Here is a 14,754-nt window from a genome sequence, read left to right as displayed (position 1 = left end):
TAAGTAAAAATATAAATGGGAGGATATGTATGTTCACGGTAGAGGAAGTAGCACAGGGAGTGTGGGCAGCGATTGTTATTCCGGGCCGGGGCGCGGTAGGCAATGCGTCCATTATAGATCTTGGGGATACCACAGTCGTGGTGGATACCTTCAGCCTGCCCGGGGCAGCGAAGCTTCTGCGGGAAACGGCTGAGCAGCTGACGGGGAAGCCGGTCAAATACATAGTGAATACCCACTATCACGGGGATCATCATTACGGGAATATGGAGTTTGCCGACTGTGTCATCATTTCCACGGAGCTTACCCGTGAAGTGCTGACAACGAATGGTCCGCCTGAGCTTGGGGAATGGCAGGAAGGGCTGCAGAAGCAGATTGAAGCACTTCAGGAGGCTCACAGTACTGCTGTGGACACCCGCCTGCAGGCAGCGCTGGGATATGAAATATCGGAAAAGCAGGCCCTGCTGGAGGCAACGCCTGCGATCCGCAGAGTAACAGCTGCTGTGACATTCAAGGATACGCTTGATATCCACGGGTCAGAGCGGTCCATACAGCTGTTTACATACGGCGGCGGCCATACCTGCAGCGATGCCATGGTATATATTGCTGACGTTAAGGTGCTGATTGCCGGGGATCTGGTGCTGAACCAATCCCATCCGGCTATGCTGCACGGTTTCCCTGAAGCATGGGCTTTAATCGTGGAACGGATTGGCCGCGAGATTGACTTCACCCGGCTGATCCCCGGTCATGGAGGGGTTGCCGGACGTGAGAGCATCGCTGAAATGTTAAGTTATCTTCAAGAGATCCAGGCGTATGCCGCAGCGGCTGCCCGGAGCGGGGAGAACGCGGATTTCTGGTTAGCTAAGGGAATTCCGGCACCATTCGATACATGGGAGGGCTCCCATATCTTTGAGTGGAATTTCCGCTGGCTGTACGATACATATACTCATTCCTGAGAAAAGAGGAGAACATTATGCTGAAGCTGGATGGCCGGGACTATGCCCTGGCTCTGCCGCTGTTAAGTCAAGTGAAGATCAACACCCTGTTCGCCGAAGCTGTACTCAAGGGCCAGACTACCGGCATTGTTTATGTGGATAATGTGCAGAACCCCCATACCTTTTATGTGGCCCATGATTACGGGATGTCGCTGGTCTATGGGGATTCGGGCAATGAGGCGTTTAACCGGAGCTTATATGATTATATTACCAACAAGACAGGGGACAGGCAGTCTCCGGAATGGCTGCAGGGTGACCCGGCAGGAGGCTGGTCTCCGCTGGTGGAGTCCATAATTACTGAGCATAACGCACTGTTAAATGCGGTCGAGCCCGGTCCTGAAACGGCTGATACACGGAAGATACACACCCATACCAGAGTGAATTTCACCTTTGACCCGGAAGTCTACCACAGTGCGAAGGAGCAATGGTTCCGGCGGGATGCAGTAATTGTTCAGATGACTGCCGGGCTGTTTGACGGGCAATCAGGTGCTGTGATTCCGCGCTATTTCTGGAGAGATGCAGAGCATTTCCTAAGTACAGGCATAGGATACACCCTGCTCAGGGAGGGGGAGAGCGCCTCGAGTGCGTTCTCGGCGTACCGTACAGCAGATCAGCTGGAGATTGGGATTGAATCGGCAGCGGGCCACCGGGGGAAGCATTTTGCCTTCTCCGTATGTTCTGCGCTGATTGATTACTGCCTGGAGCAAGGGCTGGAGCCGGTGTGGGGCTGCCGCCGGGAGAATGAGGGTTCTTACAGACTGGCTCAGAAGCTGGGCTTCAAGCCGTCGCTGTACATCCCCTATTACCGGTTGGCCGAGTGAATAACAGATTCAGCAGAATAACATATCAATTGTTTAAGTTTTTAACCGATCAATCAAAAGAAGCAGCGGCAGTCTAAGACTTGATAAATAAAGTCTTAGACTGCCGCTGTTGTTGTTAAATAAACATTTCCCGTTAGTTAAATATTAATATGCTTGCTTTCGTTTCAATAAAGGCTAGTGAGAGTTTAGTCCGTCATTTGTTTAACATTTTTGAAAAGTACTTAGGAGCCTCCTTAAAGCCTTGTCTCTCATAAAATTTATGAGCATCTATTCTTCTGGAATGACAATGAACTTGGATACGGTCACATCCCCTTTTTCTGGCAGAGGCAGAGGCAAATTCCTCTAATTCCTTTCCAATTCCTTTACTTCTTATTGAGGAGTCTACAACAAGGTAACTAATAGAAGCGATATCACCTCTAATTCCCAACTGAGGGATATAATGAATGGAAATACAGGCAATAACACGTCCTTCATTTTCATATACCATTAATTCTTCGTTGGGGTCAGCTAGAAGTCTTTCCATGTTCTCTTTAATAAAAAATTCGGTATCCGGGTAGCCTAATTGCGTCAAAAGTTTGGATATATCTTTCCTATCCTCCAGTTTTGCAACTCTAATCATAAATTTCATCTCCACTCATTTCCCATTTTATAGGGTGCACCATAATCTTGGCATTATATTAGCGGATTTACTAGAACCACGGTATGACTATTTCAATACAGGTGTGGTTTATTGTTACTAGACCAGAGTTAAACTGCCCATTCGTTGAACAATGGCAGCTGAGCATGTTGATCGGCTGCCTTCTGGTTGTTATTGAGCTAACGTGTCCCGTTAGCGTAATGCGAAATTTACTAACCCTCTATCAATTCCCTTAATTTGTTCGCATGTATTACAGGAATTTCATAACCTTGATTAGTATTTTCAAGGTCTACCAATAGCCCTTTCATATCCCTGTCTGTACCTAATGAGAGATGGAAAGTTTTTGTTGTTTGACCCTGAAATTTAATCTTCAAATTGTATTCTGCTATATAATTAAGATTACCCGGCATTTTCTCTGCACTATCTATAGTAGTTTTGAATACTTGGAATGATTGGAGATCATTGAATTTCCGATCTGTGCATTCATTTTTATTGTTACTACATATCAGATTAACTGAAACTCCACCGTTTTCCTGGATAGAGTTCTGGTTCTTCTCGCTACATCCAAGGATCATAATAAGAGTTAGCAATAAAAAGATAAGTAAATACTTTTTCACAATAATCACCTCCTTAAAACCTCTAATCTTTAGACGGTAAATGGAATTAAAAGGTTGCTAATAGTTTTTTGAGTTGGTCAACTATCCTGCCCGTTCGTATTATGAGATCAACCAGTTCTTTCTGGTTGATCCTTTTTTCATTTGCATAGAGGATTAAAGTAGCCTGGTCGAACGTACCTGCCCGTGGGACTTGATCCCGAGTGCTATAATGTTCACCCTACTTGTCATGACCATGATTGAGGCTGGTTGGGACGTAAGATCCCGTATAACAAGCGATGCTATGGAGCGACAAGAAGAACCGTAGGGATGCCGGTGAATTTAAACTTACAGGGAGAGATGAGATGAAATGAATCCAGTTGTCGGTCTAGATATTTCAAAAGAAGAAAGTCATGGACAAGCCTTTTTAGCGCGCGGAAAGCTCTTCAGAGGGACATTCCACTTCGAGCACACTCGTGATGGCCTAGCAAATCTACATCAAGTTTTAAAGGACGTTGAATCGGTATCCAAACAACGTCCTTTACTTATTCTAGAAGCAACAGGACATTACCAAAGCCCTGTTGTTCAGTTCTTAGAGGAACATCACTATATTTACATTGTCATTAACCCGCTAATCTCCAATCGGCTTAGAAAGTCTCAGCTTCGTAAAGTAAAGACGGATGCTGCTGACGCTTACCTATTGGGTGAGTTGTACTACAGGGAAGAGTTTGAACCTTTTAAGAAAAGAGGTGTGCAACTTCTCAATCTGCGCTATCTTACAAGGCAATATGAGACTCTTTCAAAGATGTGTGTATCGACTAAACTGCAATTCCAAGCTGTTTTAGATCAGGTTTTCCCGGGTTATAAAGGCGTGTTTGGAGCTATGTATTCCGGTGTTTCACTGCGGTTTTTAAGTGAATTCCCAACCTCATATTTAGTTTTACAGACGGATGAAGATACACTTAGAGCTAAGATGAAAGAACTGCTTTCTTCGAAACGGGGGCGTTCAGAGGACTGGATTAACCAACGGGTTCAACGATTAGTAGATGCGGCAAAACAAAATCCATTTCAGCAAACCATGTATGCAAGTCATTTAATCAATATGAGAGTTCTTATTACCCTTATTCTTCAATACCAAGAGCATCTTGCTGAACTGGAACAGAACATAGATGCTCTGGCTGAAGAAATTGAAGAGTATGAATTAATTCAGTCGATTCCCGGGATTGGGCATAAAATTGCTGCAACAATTTTATCCGAAATAGGAGAAGTCGAACGATTTGATCATCCTAAGAAGTTAGTCGCCTTCGCAGGCATTGACCCGAGTGTCTTTGCTTCCGGTAAGTTTACAGCGACTCGAAACCGAATCACGAAACGTGGTTCCAGGCAGCTGCGTTACGCACTGGTGATGGCTGTTCAGTGTGGACTTATACGCTCCCGAAATATGCGAATCAAAGCGTTCTATGAACGTAAGAGAGCTGAAGGAAAACCACATAAAGTAGCTCTAATCGCATGTGCAAATAAACTCGTCCATTGGCTCTATGCGATCTTAAAAAATAAAAAGGAATTTCGTCCAATTTAAAAAATATTATTGGCATAACCTTCCAAGACACAAAGAAAATTGGAGGGTTTTTTGGCATGCCTCATTTTAACTATACCACATGATTTAGAATCACTTTACTGGTAATGTTGACAAGCTATTAGCTGGTATAGTTTAATGAAGCCTTGTGAATCTAACACTTTATTTTTCAGTCTAGAACTTTATTGATTTTTAACATCAATCCAGAGAAGAGTGCCCGGTGGCGTTCTTTTTTATTGAGTTTTACACAGATAATGATTATCATTATCGCTGTAGAGCTGATATTCTGCAGTCAGCCGCATTTGCTGCGGTCTGCATTACAATACTAAATAAGAACGGAGGAATACGTATGGAGCGGGAACAGCTGCTGGAGGGCAGTCTTCATCCGGAAGGCGGGCGGTTTAACCTGGCAGCCGTCCGGGAATATATAGCGGAGCATTATCATGAACCGCTGTCCATTGATCAACTGGCAGGCATGACAGGATTGCGGCCGAAGTATTTTGGCGAATTGTTCAAAAAAACGTTCGGACAGAGCACGATGGACTATCTGACAGAGCTGAGAATCAGCCGGGCCAAGCAATACTTGCAGGAATCGGAATATCTGCTCCGTGAGATCGCTCATAAAGTCGGCTACAGCGATGAATTCTATTTCAGCCGCAAATTCAAAAAGGAAACCGGAGTCCCTCCTTCGTCGTTCATCCAGCAACATAAACGGAGGGTTGCCGCCTGCTCTGCAGCTGCGGTCGGGCAACTGCTGGCTCTGGATATTATCCCGGTGGCCGCTCCGCTGGATTCCAAATGGACTTCCTATTATTTTAACAAGTATTACGACCGGATTGAAACACATCTTAGGGTAGACCTGATGGACCAGGAGCTTGAGCGGGCTAAGCTGATCAATGCCCGGACGGAGGCAATTATCGGCCACGATGCCTGGGATTCGGCATGGGAGGAGCATCTGCAGCGCAATAGCCAGAACCTCTTCATCCCCCGCGAACAGGACCGCTGGGATGTCCAGCTCCGGGAGATCGCTGCTTTTCTGGGCAGGGAACAGCAGTGCAGCCAGTGGCTGCAGCGGTTTGAACACAAAGCCCGCCATGCCAGAGAGCAGGTGGCCGCCGCCGCGGGTGAAGAGAGCTGTATGGTGCTCCGCCTATACGAAGATCAATTGCATGCTTACTGCAACAGGGGAATCCGTGATGTGATCTATGGCGAACTTGCCTTGAAGCCGGCATATACCGGCTCCGGTACGCTGTATAATGAGCCGATTTCGCTTGCGGAAGTCAGATTGCTGAATCCGCAGCGGCTAATGCTGATCATCTGTCCTGATTTTGCCACGAGGCGGCATTGGTTGTCCCTGCAGCACAGTGAGAGCTGGCGTAATCTGCCGGCAGTACAGTCAGGCAAACTGGACCTGCTCCCCTCTGATCCCTGGTTCGAGTACTCGGCGGTAGCACTGGACCGGATGCTGGAGGAGGCCGTTCTGATGTTTACAGGAAATAGTCCAAGCCAGGAACAGGAAACTGTCCATGGTTACCCTTCTGTTTATCCTCTATAATCCCTAGTAATGAGAATGATTATCACTAGGGGGAGATAAAACATGCAAGATCATAAGGTCAATTCAGCCAAGAGAAAGAAGTCAGGAATCCTGGCCCTGTTAGCGCTAATCTTCGTGATTATGCTGCTGGCGGGCTGCGGCAACAATTCGGCGGCTGACAGCGGGGCCGGGAATGAAGCCGCTCAGACAAACACCGCAGAAGCGACACCGTCAACGTCTCCTGAAGTGGAGCCGGCAGTGGCTGAAGCTGCAGAGGCAACCGGCTATCCGCTAGTGGTTCAGGACGAACTGGGACATGAGGTTACATTAAATACTGCTCCAACGAAAGTATTTGCTCCATATATGGAAGACTCTCTGGTAGTGCTCGGCGTCAAGCCGGTGGGACAGTGGTCCAATAAAGGCCAGGGACAGCAGTATCTTCAGGATCAGCTTGCCGGGGTTCCGCTTGTTGATTTCACCAGCGGCTTGCCTTCGCCGGAGGTTGTCATGGCGATGCAGCCTGATCTCATTGTGCTGCATAACTCCTACTATGCGGAGAATGGTGTCTATGAGCAATACTCCAAAATTGCCCCGACCTATGTCTTCCAGCAGGCGGCAGGTGACCTGGACAGCTCCGTAACGATACTGGGTGATCTCCTCGGCAAGCAGGAGGAAGCGGCTAAAGGCCTTGCAGATTACCGCAAAAAGGTAGAGGAGGCCAAGACAACCCTGGCTCCGCATATCCAAGACAAAAAGGCGTTGATTATCCGGTTCAATTCGCGGGGGATGTTCCTGATGGGCGGTGTTTACGGCGGGTTTGTACTGGCGGAAGAGCTGGGAATTACCAAGAGCGATCTTGTCGCTACAGAGAACAGTGTAGAGCTGTCGCTTGAGGTTTTGCCGCAGATCGATGCCGATCACATCTTCCTGGCCAACGATACAGCCAACACCGGTGAGTCCTTCTATAAGGAACTGACAGAGAGCGCGCTCTGGAAAAGCATCCCTGCCGTCCAGGCCGGTAAGGTCTATGATGTGGACGACCGTTACTGGCTGGGCGGCGGTATCGTTGCCTACAGCAATGTCATTGACGATGTTCTGGAGATCCTCGCGCCATGACTATGACGAATGAACGGAGCTACCCGCATCTTGGCTGCGAGGAACATGTCATTTATGCCGGGGCAAAACGCCAGGAGTACCGGATTCTGATCTCGCATCCAACCGGAGAAGCCCCGCCGGAGGGGTATCCGGTCATTTACGCACTGGATGGCCATGCCGTATTCCATACCCTGGCCGAATCTGCACGTCTGCAGACCAGCAAACCGCATGGTTATGATCCGGTGGTAGTGGTGGGGATCGGCTATCCTTCCGGTGAGCCCTTCGATATGAAGCGCCGCTGCTATGATTTCACCATGCCGGCTGAGGAGCAGCAGCTGCCCAAGCGGCCGGATGGCAGCCAGTGGCCGGAGAGCGGCGGGGCAGACGAATTCCTCGATCTGCTGCAGCTGGAGATTATGCCGATGATCGCCAGCCTGTTCCGGGTAGACACAAAGCGTCAGGCGCTGTTCGGCCACTCCCTCGGCGGTTTACTTGTACTGCACGCACTGTTCACGCGTCCGGAGCTGGTAACCCGTTATACGGCTGGCAGTCCTTCAGTATGGTGGAATGATTATGCCCTGCTGGCTGAACTGGAGCAGTTCTTGGCAGCATATCCTGCTAAGGCTCTGCAGCGTAAGCTGCTGATTACGATCGGTGCCGACGAACTGGAGCATATGGTCGAGGATGCCGGGAAGCTTCCCGGACGGCTGGCATCTCTGGCAGAGCATGGCCTGCAGACGAGTCTTAATGAATTCGCCGGTGAGAGCCATGTTAGCGTACTGCCTGCGGCGCTGAGCCGTCTGCTGAGATTCGCCTTGGAGAAGGAATGAGATCCTGGAACAAGCCTAAAGTTCATAGATTCCACGTAAAGAAGAGCAGCAAATCTCCCGTTTAGGTGAGAAGTGCTGCTCTTCTATATGTTAATACACTTTAGATCAGCCGGGCATCCACGAAGCAGTGCAGATGCAGCGGGGACAGCAACTTCAGGCCTTCACCAAGCTCGAAGTCTTTGCCTTCAGCGAGCTGGCGGCCTTTTTCACGGAAATAGATCCGGTACATCGCCAGAGTCTCCTCACTGAATTGGCTGCTGTGCAGGGCTAAGGCTGCGAACTTCCGCTCGAAGTGGTCTGTAATGTCGATCACCGTATTAGGCTCCGAGGTGAAATAGAAACCAATCGCCTTCGGCTGCCAGGGGCGGGTGCTTGTCCCTCGGGGATACAGCGGAAGTCCGGACGACAGGAAGGCCTGGGCTGCGGCTCTGCCGGTAACGATATGATCATAATGTGCCTCATAGCTCAGCCACGGATCAGGACAGAGGATAACATCCGGCTGCACGGTGCGGATGATCCCGGCAATCTCTTCTGCCAGCGCCGGAATATGCTCCAGGGTGCCGTCGCCGTGGGCCAGCTGATGGAACACCGTAGCACCCAGCGACCGCCCTGCGGCCTCCAGCTCACGTGCGCGGACGGCTGCAATCTCGGCAGAAGACAAATGCTCGTCCAACGCACCAAGATCCCCGTTCGTCACAGTCAAATAATGAATCTCGCAGCCCTGCTCCGCCAAAGAGGCGATTGTCCCGCCGATGCCCACCTCATTATCATCCGGATGCGGCTGTACACATAATATTCTGCGGCAGCCTGTCAGATCGGGAGGGGACATCAGTGCTGCCATTGTGGATATATCCATGTTCATGATCACTCCTTATATCAGATAAATGCTTGAGTTCCTTTCTATACGGACCGGGTATTCTCCAAATCACTCAGCGTCTGCAGCCGCTGCTTATCACTGATATTGTAGAACAGAATCGGCAGGATTGCGGCCAGGAAACAGAGGGCAGGCAGGAGAAACATCACGAAGCTGAGCCCATGCTTGAGCGTTGGAGTCGACGGCTGATTCTCAACATAGCTGAGGAGGCCCAGACTTGCACCGATAATGAGCCGTGACAATGCCCCGCTGAATTTAGTGACAAAGGTGTTCGTGGAGAACACAATCCCCTCGCCCCGGAAGCCCAGCTTCCACTCCGAATAATCAATGGTATCCAGCAGCATGGACGTGCTCACAATGGTTGTCATGCCCGAGAAGAAGAAGCTGACCGCGAAGAACACCAGTGTGGTCATAACATTGTGGTCACCGAGAAGGTAAGGCAGGATGCAGGACAAGCTCCCCAGAATGCAGGATAGGATGAATACCTTCTTCTTGGAGAAGCGGCGCAAAAGCGGCGGCGTAGCCGTCATGCCCAGCAGCATGCCTACAACAAGGCTAATCCCGACCTGGGTTGCATAACCGGCATCTCCCCAGACATAGACCACATAATACAGCTGGATGCTCTGCCGGATGCCGTTGACCAGGTTGATAATCAGCAGCGAGGCAAGCAGGGTGAGCAGCGGTTTGTTTTTATACACCGTTTGCAGATTTTGCCGGAAGGAGATCTTCACGGGTGAAGGGGCGACTCTTTCCCTGGTAAGAATTCCGGTCAGCAAAATAGATAACGCAGCAATGATTCCTATAATAATTGCAGAATACAGATAAGCTTGCGTGCTCCGTTCACCGCCGAAGGCCAGCAGCAGCTGGATGCCGCCGACTGTGATCACGACCGCACCGAGGGTCCCGCCGATTTTGCCTAAAGTGACGAACAATGTCCGTTCACCCGGATCTGTAGAGATAACGGACGACAAGGCCCAAAGCGGCGTATCACAGACCGTATACAGCATACCCCAGAGCAGATACGATACGGTGGCGATCACCAGCGTCGTCCTAGAGGAGCCGCCGAAGTCCCAGAAGCAGACGATGGTTGCCAGTGCAATCAGGAAGGGGGCAAACAGCAGATAAGGCCTGAATTTGCCCCACCTGGAGCGTGTTTTGTCGGTAATCATGCCCATCAGCGGATCAAGGCAAGCATCGAAGATGCTCGCTGCTACCAGTATGACACTGGCGGTAGTCGCCGGAATGCCCAGCAGATCCGTGTAGAAGAACAGAATATACATCGACATGAAGCTGTACAGCATATTCTGGCCCAGCAAGCCGCCGGAGAACACCATTTTCTCAGCCAAAGGTACTTTTGTTGTCAATGGGCAGTCCTCTTTTCGTTGTGTATATGTAGGGTTGTACCATTTGCTAATTATGTTTATTTATAACTTTTTTTGATGTTCTGTCAAGCTGAATATGGCTAACGCAGCCGGCTGGATAACCGTTACATATAGACAATGTGGAAGCGCATTACAGAAAATAAATTAAAAATTTATTAATGCAAAATAATTATATTAACTATTTAACGAAAAATGTCGAAATATAGCTGATGTGTCCGGCTGATGGGAGAGTGTTATGGGAGAATACAACAGGATTACGGCAGGATGGACACTAAGAAGTTAACCACAGGGGGAAATCACATGAAATGGTTCGGAAACATGAAGACAGCAACAAAAATTATCTCAGCTTTTATGGTGGTCTCATTAATTCTGGCGGGACTCGGGGTGTATTCCATTTTCTCGCTGAGCAGCAGTAATCAGAATATGAAAGGCATGTATAACAACAATCTGATTTCGGTCAGAGATCTGTCTGCTGCCAAAATCAATTATCAGGTCATCCGGGTATATATGCGCGATATGAGCAACACCACGGATGCAACCCAAATTGCCGGTTATCAGGACAAGATTGCATCCACCCGGCAGGATCTGATCCAGAAGGTGGACAATTACCGTCCGCTGGCCACGACCGGCACGGAGAAAGAGCTGCTGAACGATTTTGACAAAGAGTATGAGCTTTATCTGAAGCTGTTTGAGGAAGCGCTTGTTCTGGCTGAACTGGATGATCCGGCTCAATTTAATACATTCCTGACCACCCAATTGACTGCGCAGGGAGAGAAAGTGCTTGCGAACCTGGATGGTCTGATCGAATTTAACGTGGAGCTGGCCGAGGAAGCGAACCGCCACTCCCAATCAGCATATTCCTCCTCGCTGGTGCTCACCATCTCAGTTGTCTCGGCTGCTGTTATCATCAGCATTCTTATTGGTTACATGATCGCCAGATCCATCTCCAAACCGCTTATGCAGATGCTGCGGCTGGCCTCAGAGGTGGCGAACGGTGATCTGACCCAGCAATCCGATATTTCCACCAAGGATGAAGTAGGCCAGCTGGCTGCTGCCCTGAACCGGATGGTTCATAACCTGAAGGATCTGATCAACGGGATTGTTATGAATTCACAGAGTGTGGCTGCGTCTTCCGAGCAAATCTCGGCAAGTACCCAGGAAATCGCCGGGACCAGCACGAACCAGTCTGCGGCGGCAACGAACATTACCGAACTGTTCAAGGAGCTGTCGCTGGCTATTGATTCCGTAGCCTCCAGTGCAGAGGAAGCGGCGGAGCTGTCGAATGAGACGGTGCGCACGGCCCGGGAAGGCGGATATGTGGTTGAGACCTCGCTGCAGGGAATGCAGACTGTCAATCACCAGATGAAACAGCTCGAAGAGGATTCCGGCAAAATCGGAGATATCATCGAAGTAATTGATGATATTGCCGAGCAGACCAATCTGCTGGCCTTGAATGCGGCGATTGAAGCTGCTCGTGCCGGAGAGCAGGGCCGCGGCTTCGCAGTGGTGGCGGATGAGGTCCGCAAGCTTGCCGAGCGCAGCAGTGATGCCACGAAGGAAATCACGAAGATCATCAAGGCCATGCAGGAGAATACGAAGCAAAGCGTCCGGGCAGTAGCGGAAAGCGTTGAGCAGTCTTCGATGACCAGCCAGGCTTTTGAACAGATTATCAGTATGGTTAATAATTCTTCACTCAAAGTTAATGAAATTGCTGCCGCCTGTGAAGAGGAATCCGCCCAGGCAGCCGAAGTGATGAGCTCGGTCCAGTCCATTGCCGCCTTCAGCGAGGAATCCGCAGCGGCTTCAGAGGAAACGGCAGCTACCTGCCAGGCCCTGGCCCTGTTATCCGAGGATCTAGCCCAGTCCGCTGCCGCGTTCAAGACTCATTAATTCTACAGACTGAAGGTGAAGCCATGTCATCCTTACAGAAGGAACAGTATATCGAGCTTGCTGTAGGAGCCGAAACCTGTGCGATCCGTATCGAAGAAATTCATGAAATTATCAAAATGCTCAGCATTACAGACATCCCGTTCACCCGGAATGAAGTGAAGGGTGTGGTCAATCTGCGCGGTAAAGTGGTCTGCGTGATGAGCCTGCGCAATTTGCTGGGGATGGCGGATGAGCCGTACACCCGGAATACAAGAATTATTGTGGTCAACTACCGGGAGGAATTCGTGGGCCTCATTGTGGATAAGGTCAATAAAGTGACTACGTATGCCGAGATCCACCCTCCGGCGGGCGGACATAACCGCAGCCGCGAAGCGGTCTTCCACGGGATTGGCCAACGGGATGATCAGCTGATTGGCATTCTGAAGCTCGAGGAAATATTGGGCGGTTAGGAAGGGGAACAAGTAATGATGATGGAACTGTCTGCCTACCGCGATATTTTCATAGAAGAGCTGAATGAGCAATTGGAGCGGATCGACCAATCCCTGCTCACGCTGGAGCATGCTCCGGCACCAGAGCTGGTCCAGACGATATTCCGCGCAGCCCATACGATCAAGGGCTCAGCCTCAACCATGGGCTTCCGTGAAATGAGCGATCTGACGCATGAGGTTGAATATGCCATTGAATGGGTCCGGGAGAAGAAACCGGAGATTACCGGAAAGCTGATTGATACGCTCTTCCGGGCGCTTGACGCCATGAAGCTGCTGCGCACGCAATATATCAGCGGCGGGGATTACGCCGACTGCAGCGCCGTCGTTGCAGAGATCAAGGCATTGATTAATCAGCCGGCTGAACCACAGCCGGTCCGGTTGCCCGTCTTAAGTCCGGCGGAGATGCTCCTGGCCGAAGAAGCCGTGGCTGCCGGGTACTCGCTGCTGTCCCTCGCGGTAACGCTCAAAGAGGAGTGCCTGATGAAGGCGGCACGGTATTATATGCTGCTGCAGCGCATGGAAGATGTATGCGGAAAGGTCATTGCTGTCGCGCTGCCGGCAGCTGCGGCCGCCGGAGCAGACGAAGACTCGCGTTATATCCGGTTTGCTGTAGTGGCTGCTGCCGGCAAAGAAATTCAGCAGATATCAGAACAGCTGGCAGGTGATTCAGATGTCCAGGGTATTGTCATCACTCCATTTGTGCCTGGTCCTTCAAGCGTTATTGGCGCAGCAGCGGCGGTTGAACCGTTACTGGCGGGGCCTCCGTCATCTCCGAACAAGGAACAACGGGGGAACAGCGCCCAGCCGACAGTCCGGGTCAGCGTGGAACGCCTGGATCATCTGATGAATCTGGTAGGCGAGCTGCTGATCGAGCAGACCTCCCTGGCCGATCTGAGCGCAGCCGGCCAGCGGAATGATCCGGCTAAGGTATTGCCGGGTATAGGCGGAGTGTCGGATCATATGGGGACTATTATTAAAGAGCTGCAGGAAGGTGTAATGAAGACCCGGATGCTGCCGATGGATCAATTGTTCAACCGTTTTCCGCGCCTGGTGCGGGATCTCGCCCACAAGCTGGGGAAGGAGATTGAACTCGTGATCCAGGGCGGCGAGACCGAGCTCGACCGGATGATTATCGAAGAGCTGAGTGATCCGTTGATCCATTTGATCCGCAACAGCACCGATCACGGGATTGAAAGCCCGGAGGTCCGGGCAGAGCGCGGGAAATCTCCCAAGGGTATGATTACGCTCACCTCCTTCCACGAGGAGAATCAGGTGGTTATCCGCCTGGAGGACGACGGGCAGGGCATAGATGCTGCCAGAATCAAAGCTTCTGCACTTAGCAAAGGCATCATCACTGAAGAACAGGCCGGGTTCTTAACCGCTCAAGAAGCCATCCACCTGATCTTTGAGCCCGGCTTCTCAACGGCTGCCGAAGTAAGTGAGGTATCGGGCCGGGGGGTGGGGATGGATATCGTACGCAGCCAGATTGGACGGCTTAACGGTATCATTGATATTGAAACGGTACCAGGCCAAGGGACTGTGTTCATTATCCGTCTGCCGCTTACACTCGCCATCATTAAGGGGCTGCTGGTGAATGTATCCGGCCGGGTGCTGATCCTTCCTATGTATAATGTAGCGGAAATAGTGCGGATCTCCCCCGAAGACATTCAGATCGTTCAAGGCGAACAGGCGATTATTAACCACGGGCGGATTGTGCCGCTCTCCTGGCTTAGAGACAAGCTGCATTACCCGCGGACCGAGCGCAGCTCCAAGACTATCCCGCTGGTGATTGTCCGGTCTGTGGACCGGATCGCCGCCTTTGCCGTTGATGAGATCATTGGTAATCAGGAGGTGGTCATTAAGTCGCTGGGTGCGTATTTGGGGACGATGAACCATCTCTCCGGGGCAACAATTCTGGGGAACGGGCGGGTTGCACTGATTCTGAATGCCTCCTATCTGGTCAGCCATTAATTTCATTGCTGCAGGTTTTGTATAGAACACGCAGGAGTTGTGAAAAATATGGAAAGACGTACCAGAAAGGG

13 protein-coding genes are annotated in these 14,754 nt (G+C 50.5%); 9 read left to right on the top strand and 4 right to left on the bottom strand.

Going from position 1 to position 14,754, the window contains the following annotated elements; translation table 11 throughout:
- Positions 1-29: 29 nt before the first annotated feature.
- Together P40081_RS21940 and P40081_RS21935 are read left to right on the top strand one after the other, a co-directional pair.
- The gene (locus tag P40081_RS21940) at positions 30-953 is read left to right on the top strand and encodes an MBL fold metallo-hydrolase (RefSeq protein WP_052421934.1); all 924 of its coding nucleotides are present in this window, start codon (positions 30-32) and stop codon (positions 951-953) included.
- Between the two features lie 17 nt (positions 954-970).
- Positions 971-1,813 carry a GNAT family N-acetyltransferase gene (locus P40081_RS21935; protein ID WP_042138439.1) on the top strand — a complete coding sequence of 281 codons (843 nt, stop codon included), beginning with the start codon at positions 971-973 and terminating at the stop codon, positions 1,811-1,813.
- Positions 1,814-2,006: 193 nt separating this feature from the next.
- On the opposite strand, the gene P40081_RS21930 is transcribed toward P40081_RS21935, so the two are convergent.
- Entirely contained in the window at positions 2,007-2,432 is a 426-nt protein-coding gene (locus P40081_RS21930; protein WP_042138437.1) for a GNAT family N-acetyltransferase, read from the bottom strand.
- Positions 2,433-2,662: 230 nt separating this feature from the next.
- Entirely contained in the window at positions 2,663-3,067 is a 405-nt protein-coding gene (locus P40081_RS21925) for a YhfM domain-containing protein (protein WP_042138435.1), read from the bottom strand.
- Positions 3,068-3,413: 346 nt separating this feature from the next.
- On the opposite strand from P40081_RS21925, the gene P40081_RS21920 reads away from it, so the two are divergent.
- The 4 genes from P40081_RS21920 to P40081_RS21905 all read left to right on the top strand — a co-directional run bounded on the left by P40081_RS21920 (position 3,414) and on the right by P40081_RS21905 (position 8,078).
- Entirely contained in the window at positions 3,414-4,622 is a 1,209-nt protein-coding gene (locus P40081_RS21920; protein ID WP_042138433.1) for an IS110 family RNA-guided transposase, read from the top strand.
- Between the two features lie 346 nt (positions 4,623-4,968).
- Positions 4,969-6,174: a helix-turn-helix domain-containing protein gene (locus tag P40081_RS21915; RefSeq protein ID WP_042138432.1), complete on the top strand. Its 1,206-nt coding sequence runs from the start codon at positions 4,969-4,971 to the stop codon at positions 6,172-6,174.
- A 42-nt stretch (positions 6,175-6,216) separates the two neighbouring features.
- The gene (locus P40081_RS21910) at positions 6,217-7,269 is read left to right on the top strand and encodes an ABC transporter substrate-binding protein (protein ID WP_042138430.1); all 1,053 of its coding nucleotides are present in this window, start codon (positions 6,217-6,219) and stop codon (positions 7,267-7,269) included.
- Positions 7,266-8,078 (top strand): alpha/beta hydrolase, encoded by an 813-nt coding sequence (locus tag P40081_RS21905; protein WP_042138428.1) that lies wholly within the window; start codon positions 7,266-7,268, stop codon positions 8,076-8,078. Before P40081_RS21910 ends, P40081_RS21905 begins: the two co-directional genes overlap by 4 nt.
- Before the next feature lie 100 nt (positions 8,079-8,178).
- Here the strand turns inward: P40081_RS21905 and P40081_RS21900 are convergent, their stop codons facing one another.
- Positions 8,179-8,934 carry a PIG-L deacetylase family protein gene (locus tag P40081_RS21900; protein WP_042138426.1) on the bottom strand — a complete coding sequence of 252 codons (756 nt, stop codon included), beginning with the start codon at positions 8,932-8,934 and terminating at the stop codon, positions 8,179-8,181.
- Positions 8,935-8,978: 44 nt separating this feature from the next.
- Positions 8,979-10,316 carry an MFS transporter gene (locus P40081_RS21895; RefSeq protein ID WP_042138425.1) on the bottom strand — a complete coding sequence of 446 codons (1,338 nt, stop codon included), beginning with the start codon at positions 10,314-10,316 and terminating at the stop codon, positions 8,979-8,981.
- A 318-nt stretch (positions 10,317-10,634) separates the two neighbouring features.
- Here P40081_RS21895 and P40081_RS21890 point away from each other — a divergent pair, with 318 nt between their 5' ends.
- From P40081_RS21890 to P40081_RS21880, 3 genes are read left to right on the top strand one after another with little or no spacing between them, the layout of a single operon-like run.
- The gene (locus tag P40081_RS21890) at positions 10,635-12,224 is read left to right on the top strand and encodes a methyl-accepting chemotaxis protein (RefSeq protein ID WP_042138423.1); all 1,590 of its coding nucleotides are present in this window, start codon (positions 10,635-10,637) and stop codon (positions 12,222-12,224) included.
- 23 nt (positions 12,225-12,247) lie between these two features.
- The gene (locus P40081_RS21885) at positions 12,248-12,673 is read left to right on the top strand and encodes a chemotaxis protein CheW (RefSeq protein WP_042138421.1); all 426 of its coding nucleotides are present in this window, start codon (positions 12,248-12,250) and stop codon (positions 12,671-12,673) included.
- A gap of 15 nt (positions 12,674-12,688) precedes the next feature.
- Positions 12,689-14,683, top strand: coding sequence for a chemotaxis protein CheA (locus P40081_RS21880; RefSeq protein WP_231575167.1), 1,995 nt, complete (start codon positions 12,689-12,691; stop codon positions 14,681-14,683).
- Positions 14,684-14,754: the final 71 nt, after the last annotated feature.

It is taken from the genome of Paenibacillus sp. FSL P4-0081 (genome assembly GCF_000758565.1).
Classification (GTDB): Bacteria; Bacillota; Bacilli; order Paenibacillales; family Paenibacillaceae; genus Paenibacillus_AQ; species Paenibacillus_AQ phytohabitans.
This window is presented reverse-complemented; position numbering and strand designations above follow the sequence as displayed.

Excerpts from the sequence above, each read along its gene's own strand:
- P40081_RS21940 (WP_052421934.1), top strand. The coding sequence starts at position 30 with ATGTTCACGGTAGAGGAAGTAGCACAGGGAGTGTGGGCAGCGATTGTT.
- P40081_RS21935 (WP_042138439.1), top strand. The coding sequence starts at position 971 with ATGCTGAAGCTGGATGGCCGGGACTATGCCCTGGCTCTGCCGCTGTTA.
- P40081_RS21930 (WP_042138437.1), bottom strand. The coding sequence starts at position 2,432 with ATGATTAGAGTTGCAAAACTGGAGGATAGGAAAGATATATCCAAACTT.
- P40081_RS21920 (WP_042138433.1), top strand. The coding sequence starts at position 3,414 with ATGAATCCAGTTGTCGGTCTAGATATTTCAAAAGAAGAAAGTCATGGA.
- P40081_RS21915 (WP_042138432.1), top strand. The coding sequence starts at position 4,969 with ATGGAGCGGGAACAGCTGCTGGAGGGCAGTCTTCATCCGGAAGGCGGG.
- P40081_RS21910 (WP_042138430.1), top strand. The coding sequence starts at position 6,217 with ATGCAAGATCATAAGGTCAATTCAGCCAAGAGAAAGAAGTCAGGAATC.
- P40081_RS21905 (WP_042138428.1), top strand. The coding sequence starts at position 7,266 with ATGACTATGACGAATGAACGGAGCTACCCGCATCTTGGCTGCGAGGAA.
- P40081_RS21900 (WP_042138426.1), bottom strand. The coding sequence starts at position 8,934 with ATGGATATATCCACAATGGCAGCACTGATGTCCCCTCCCGATCTGACA.
- P40081_RS21890 (WP_042138423.1), top strand. The coding sequence starts at position 10,635 with ATGAAATGGTTCGGAAACATGAAGACAGCAACAAAAATTATCTCAGCT.
- P40081_RS21885 (WP_042138421.1), top strand. The coding sequence starts at position 12,248 with ATGTCATCCTTACAGAAGGAACAGTATATCGAGCTTGCTGTAGGAGCC.
- P40081_RS21880 (WP_231575167.1), top strand. The coding sequence starts at position 12,689 with ATGATGATGGAACTGTCTGCCTACCGCGATATTTTCATAGAAGAGCTG.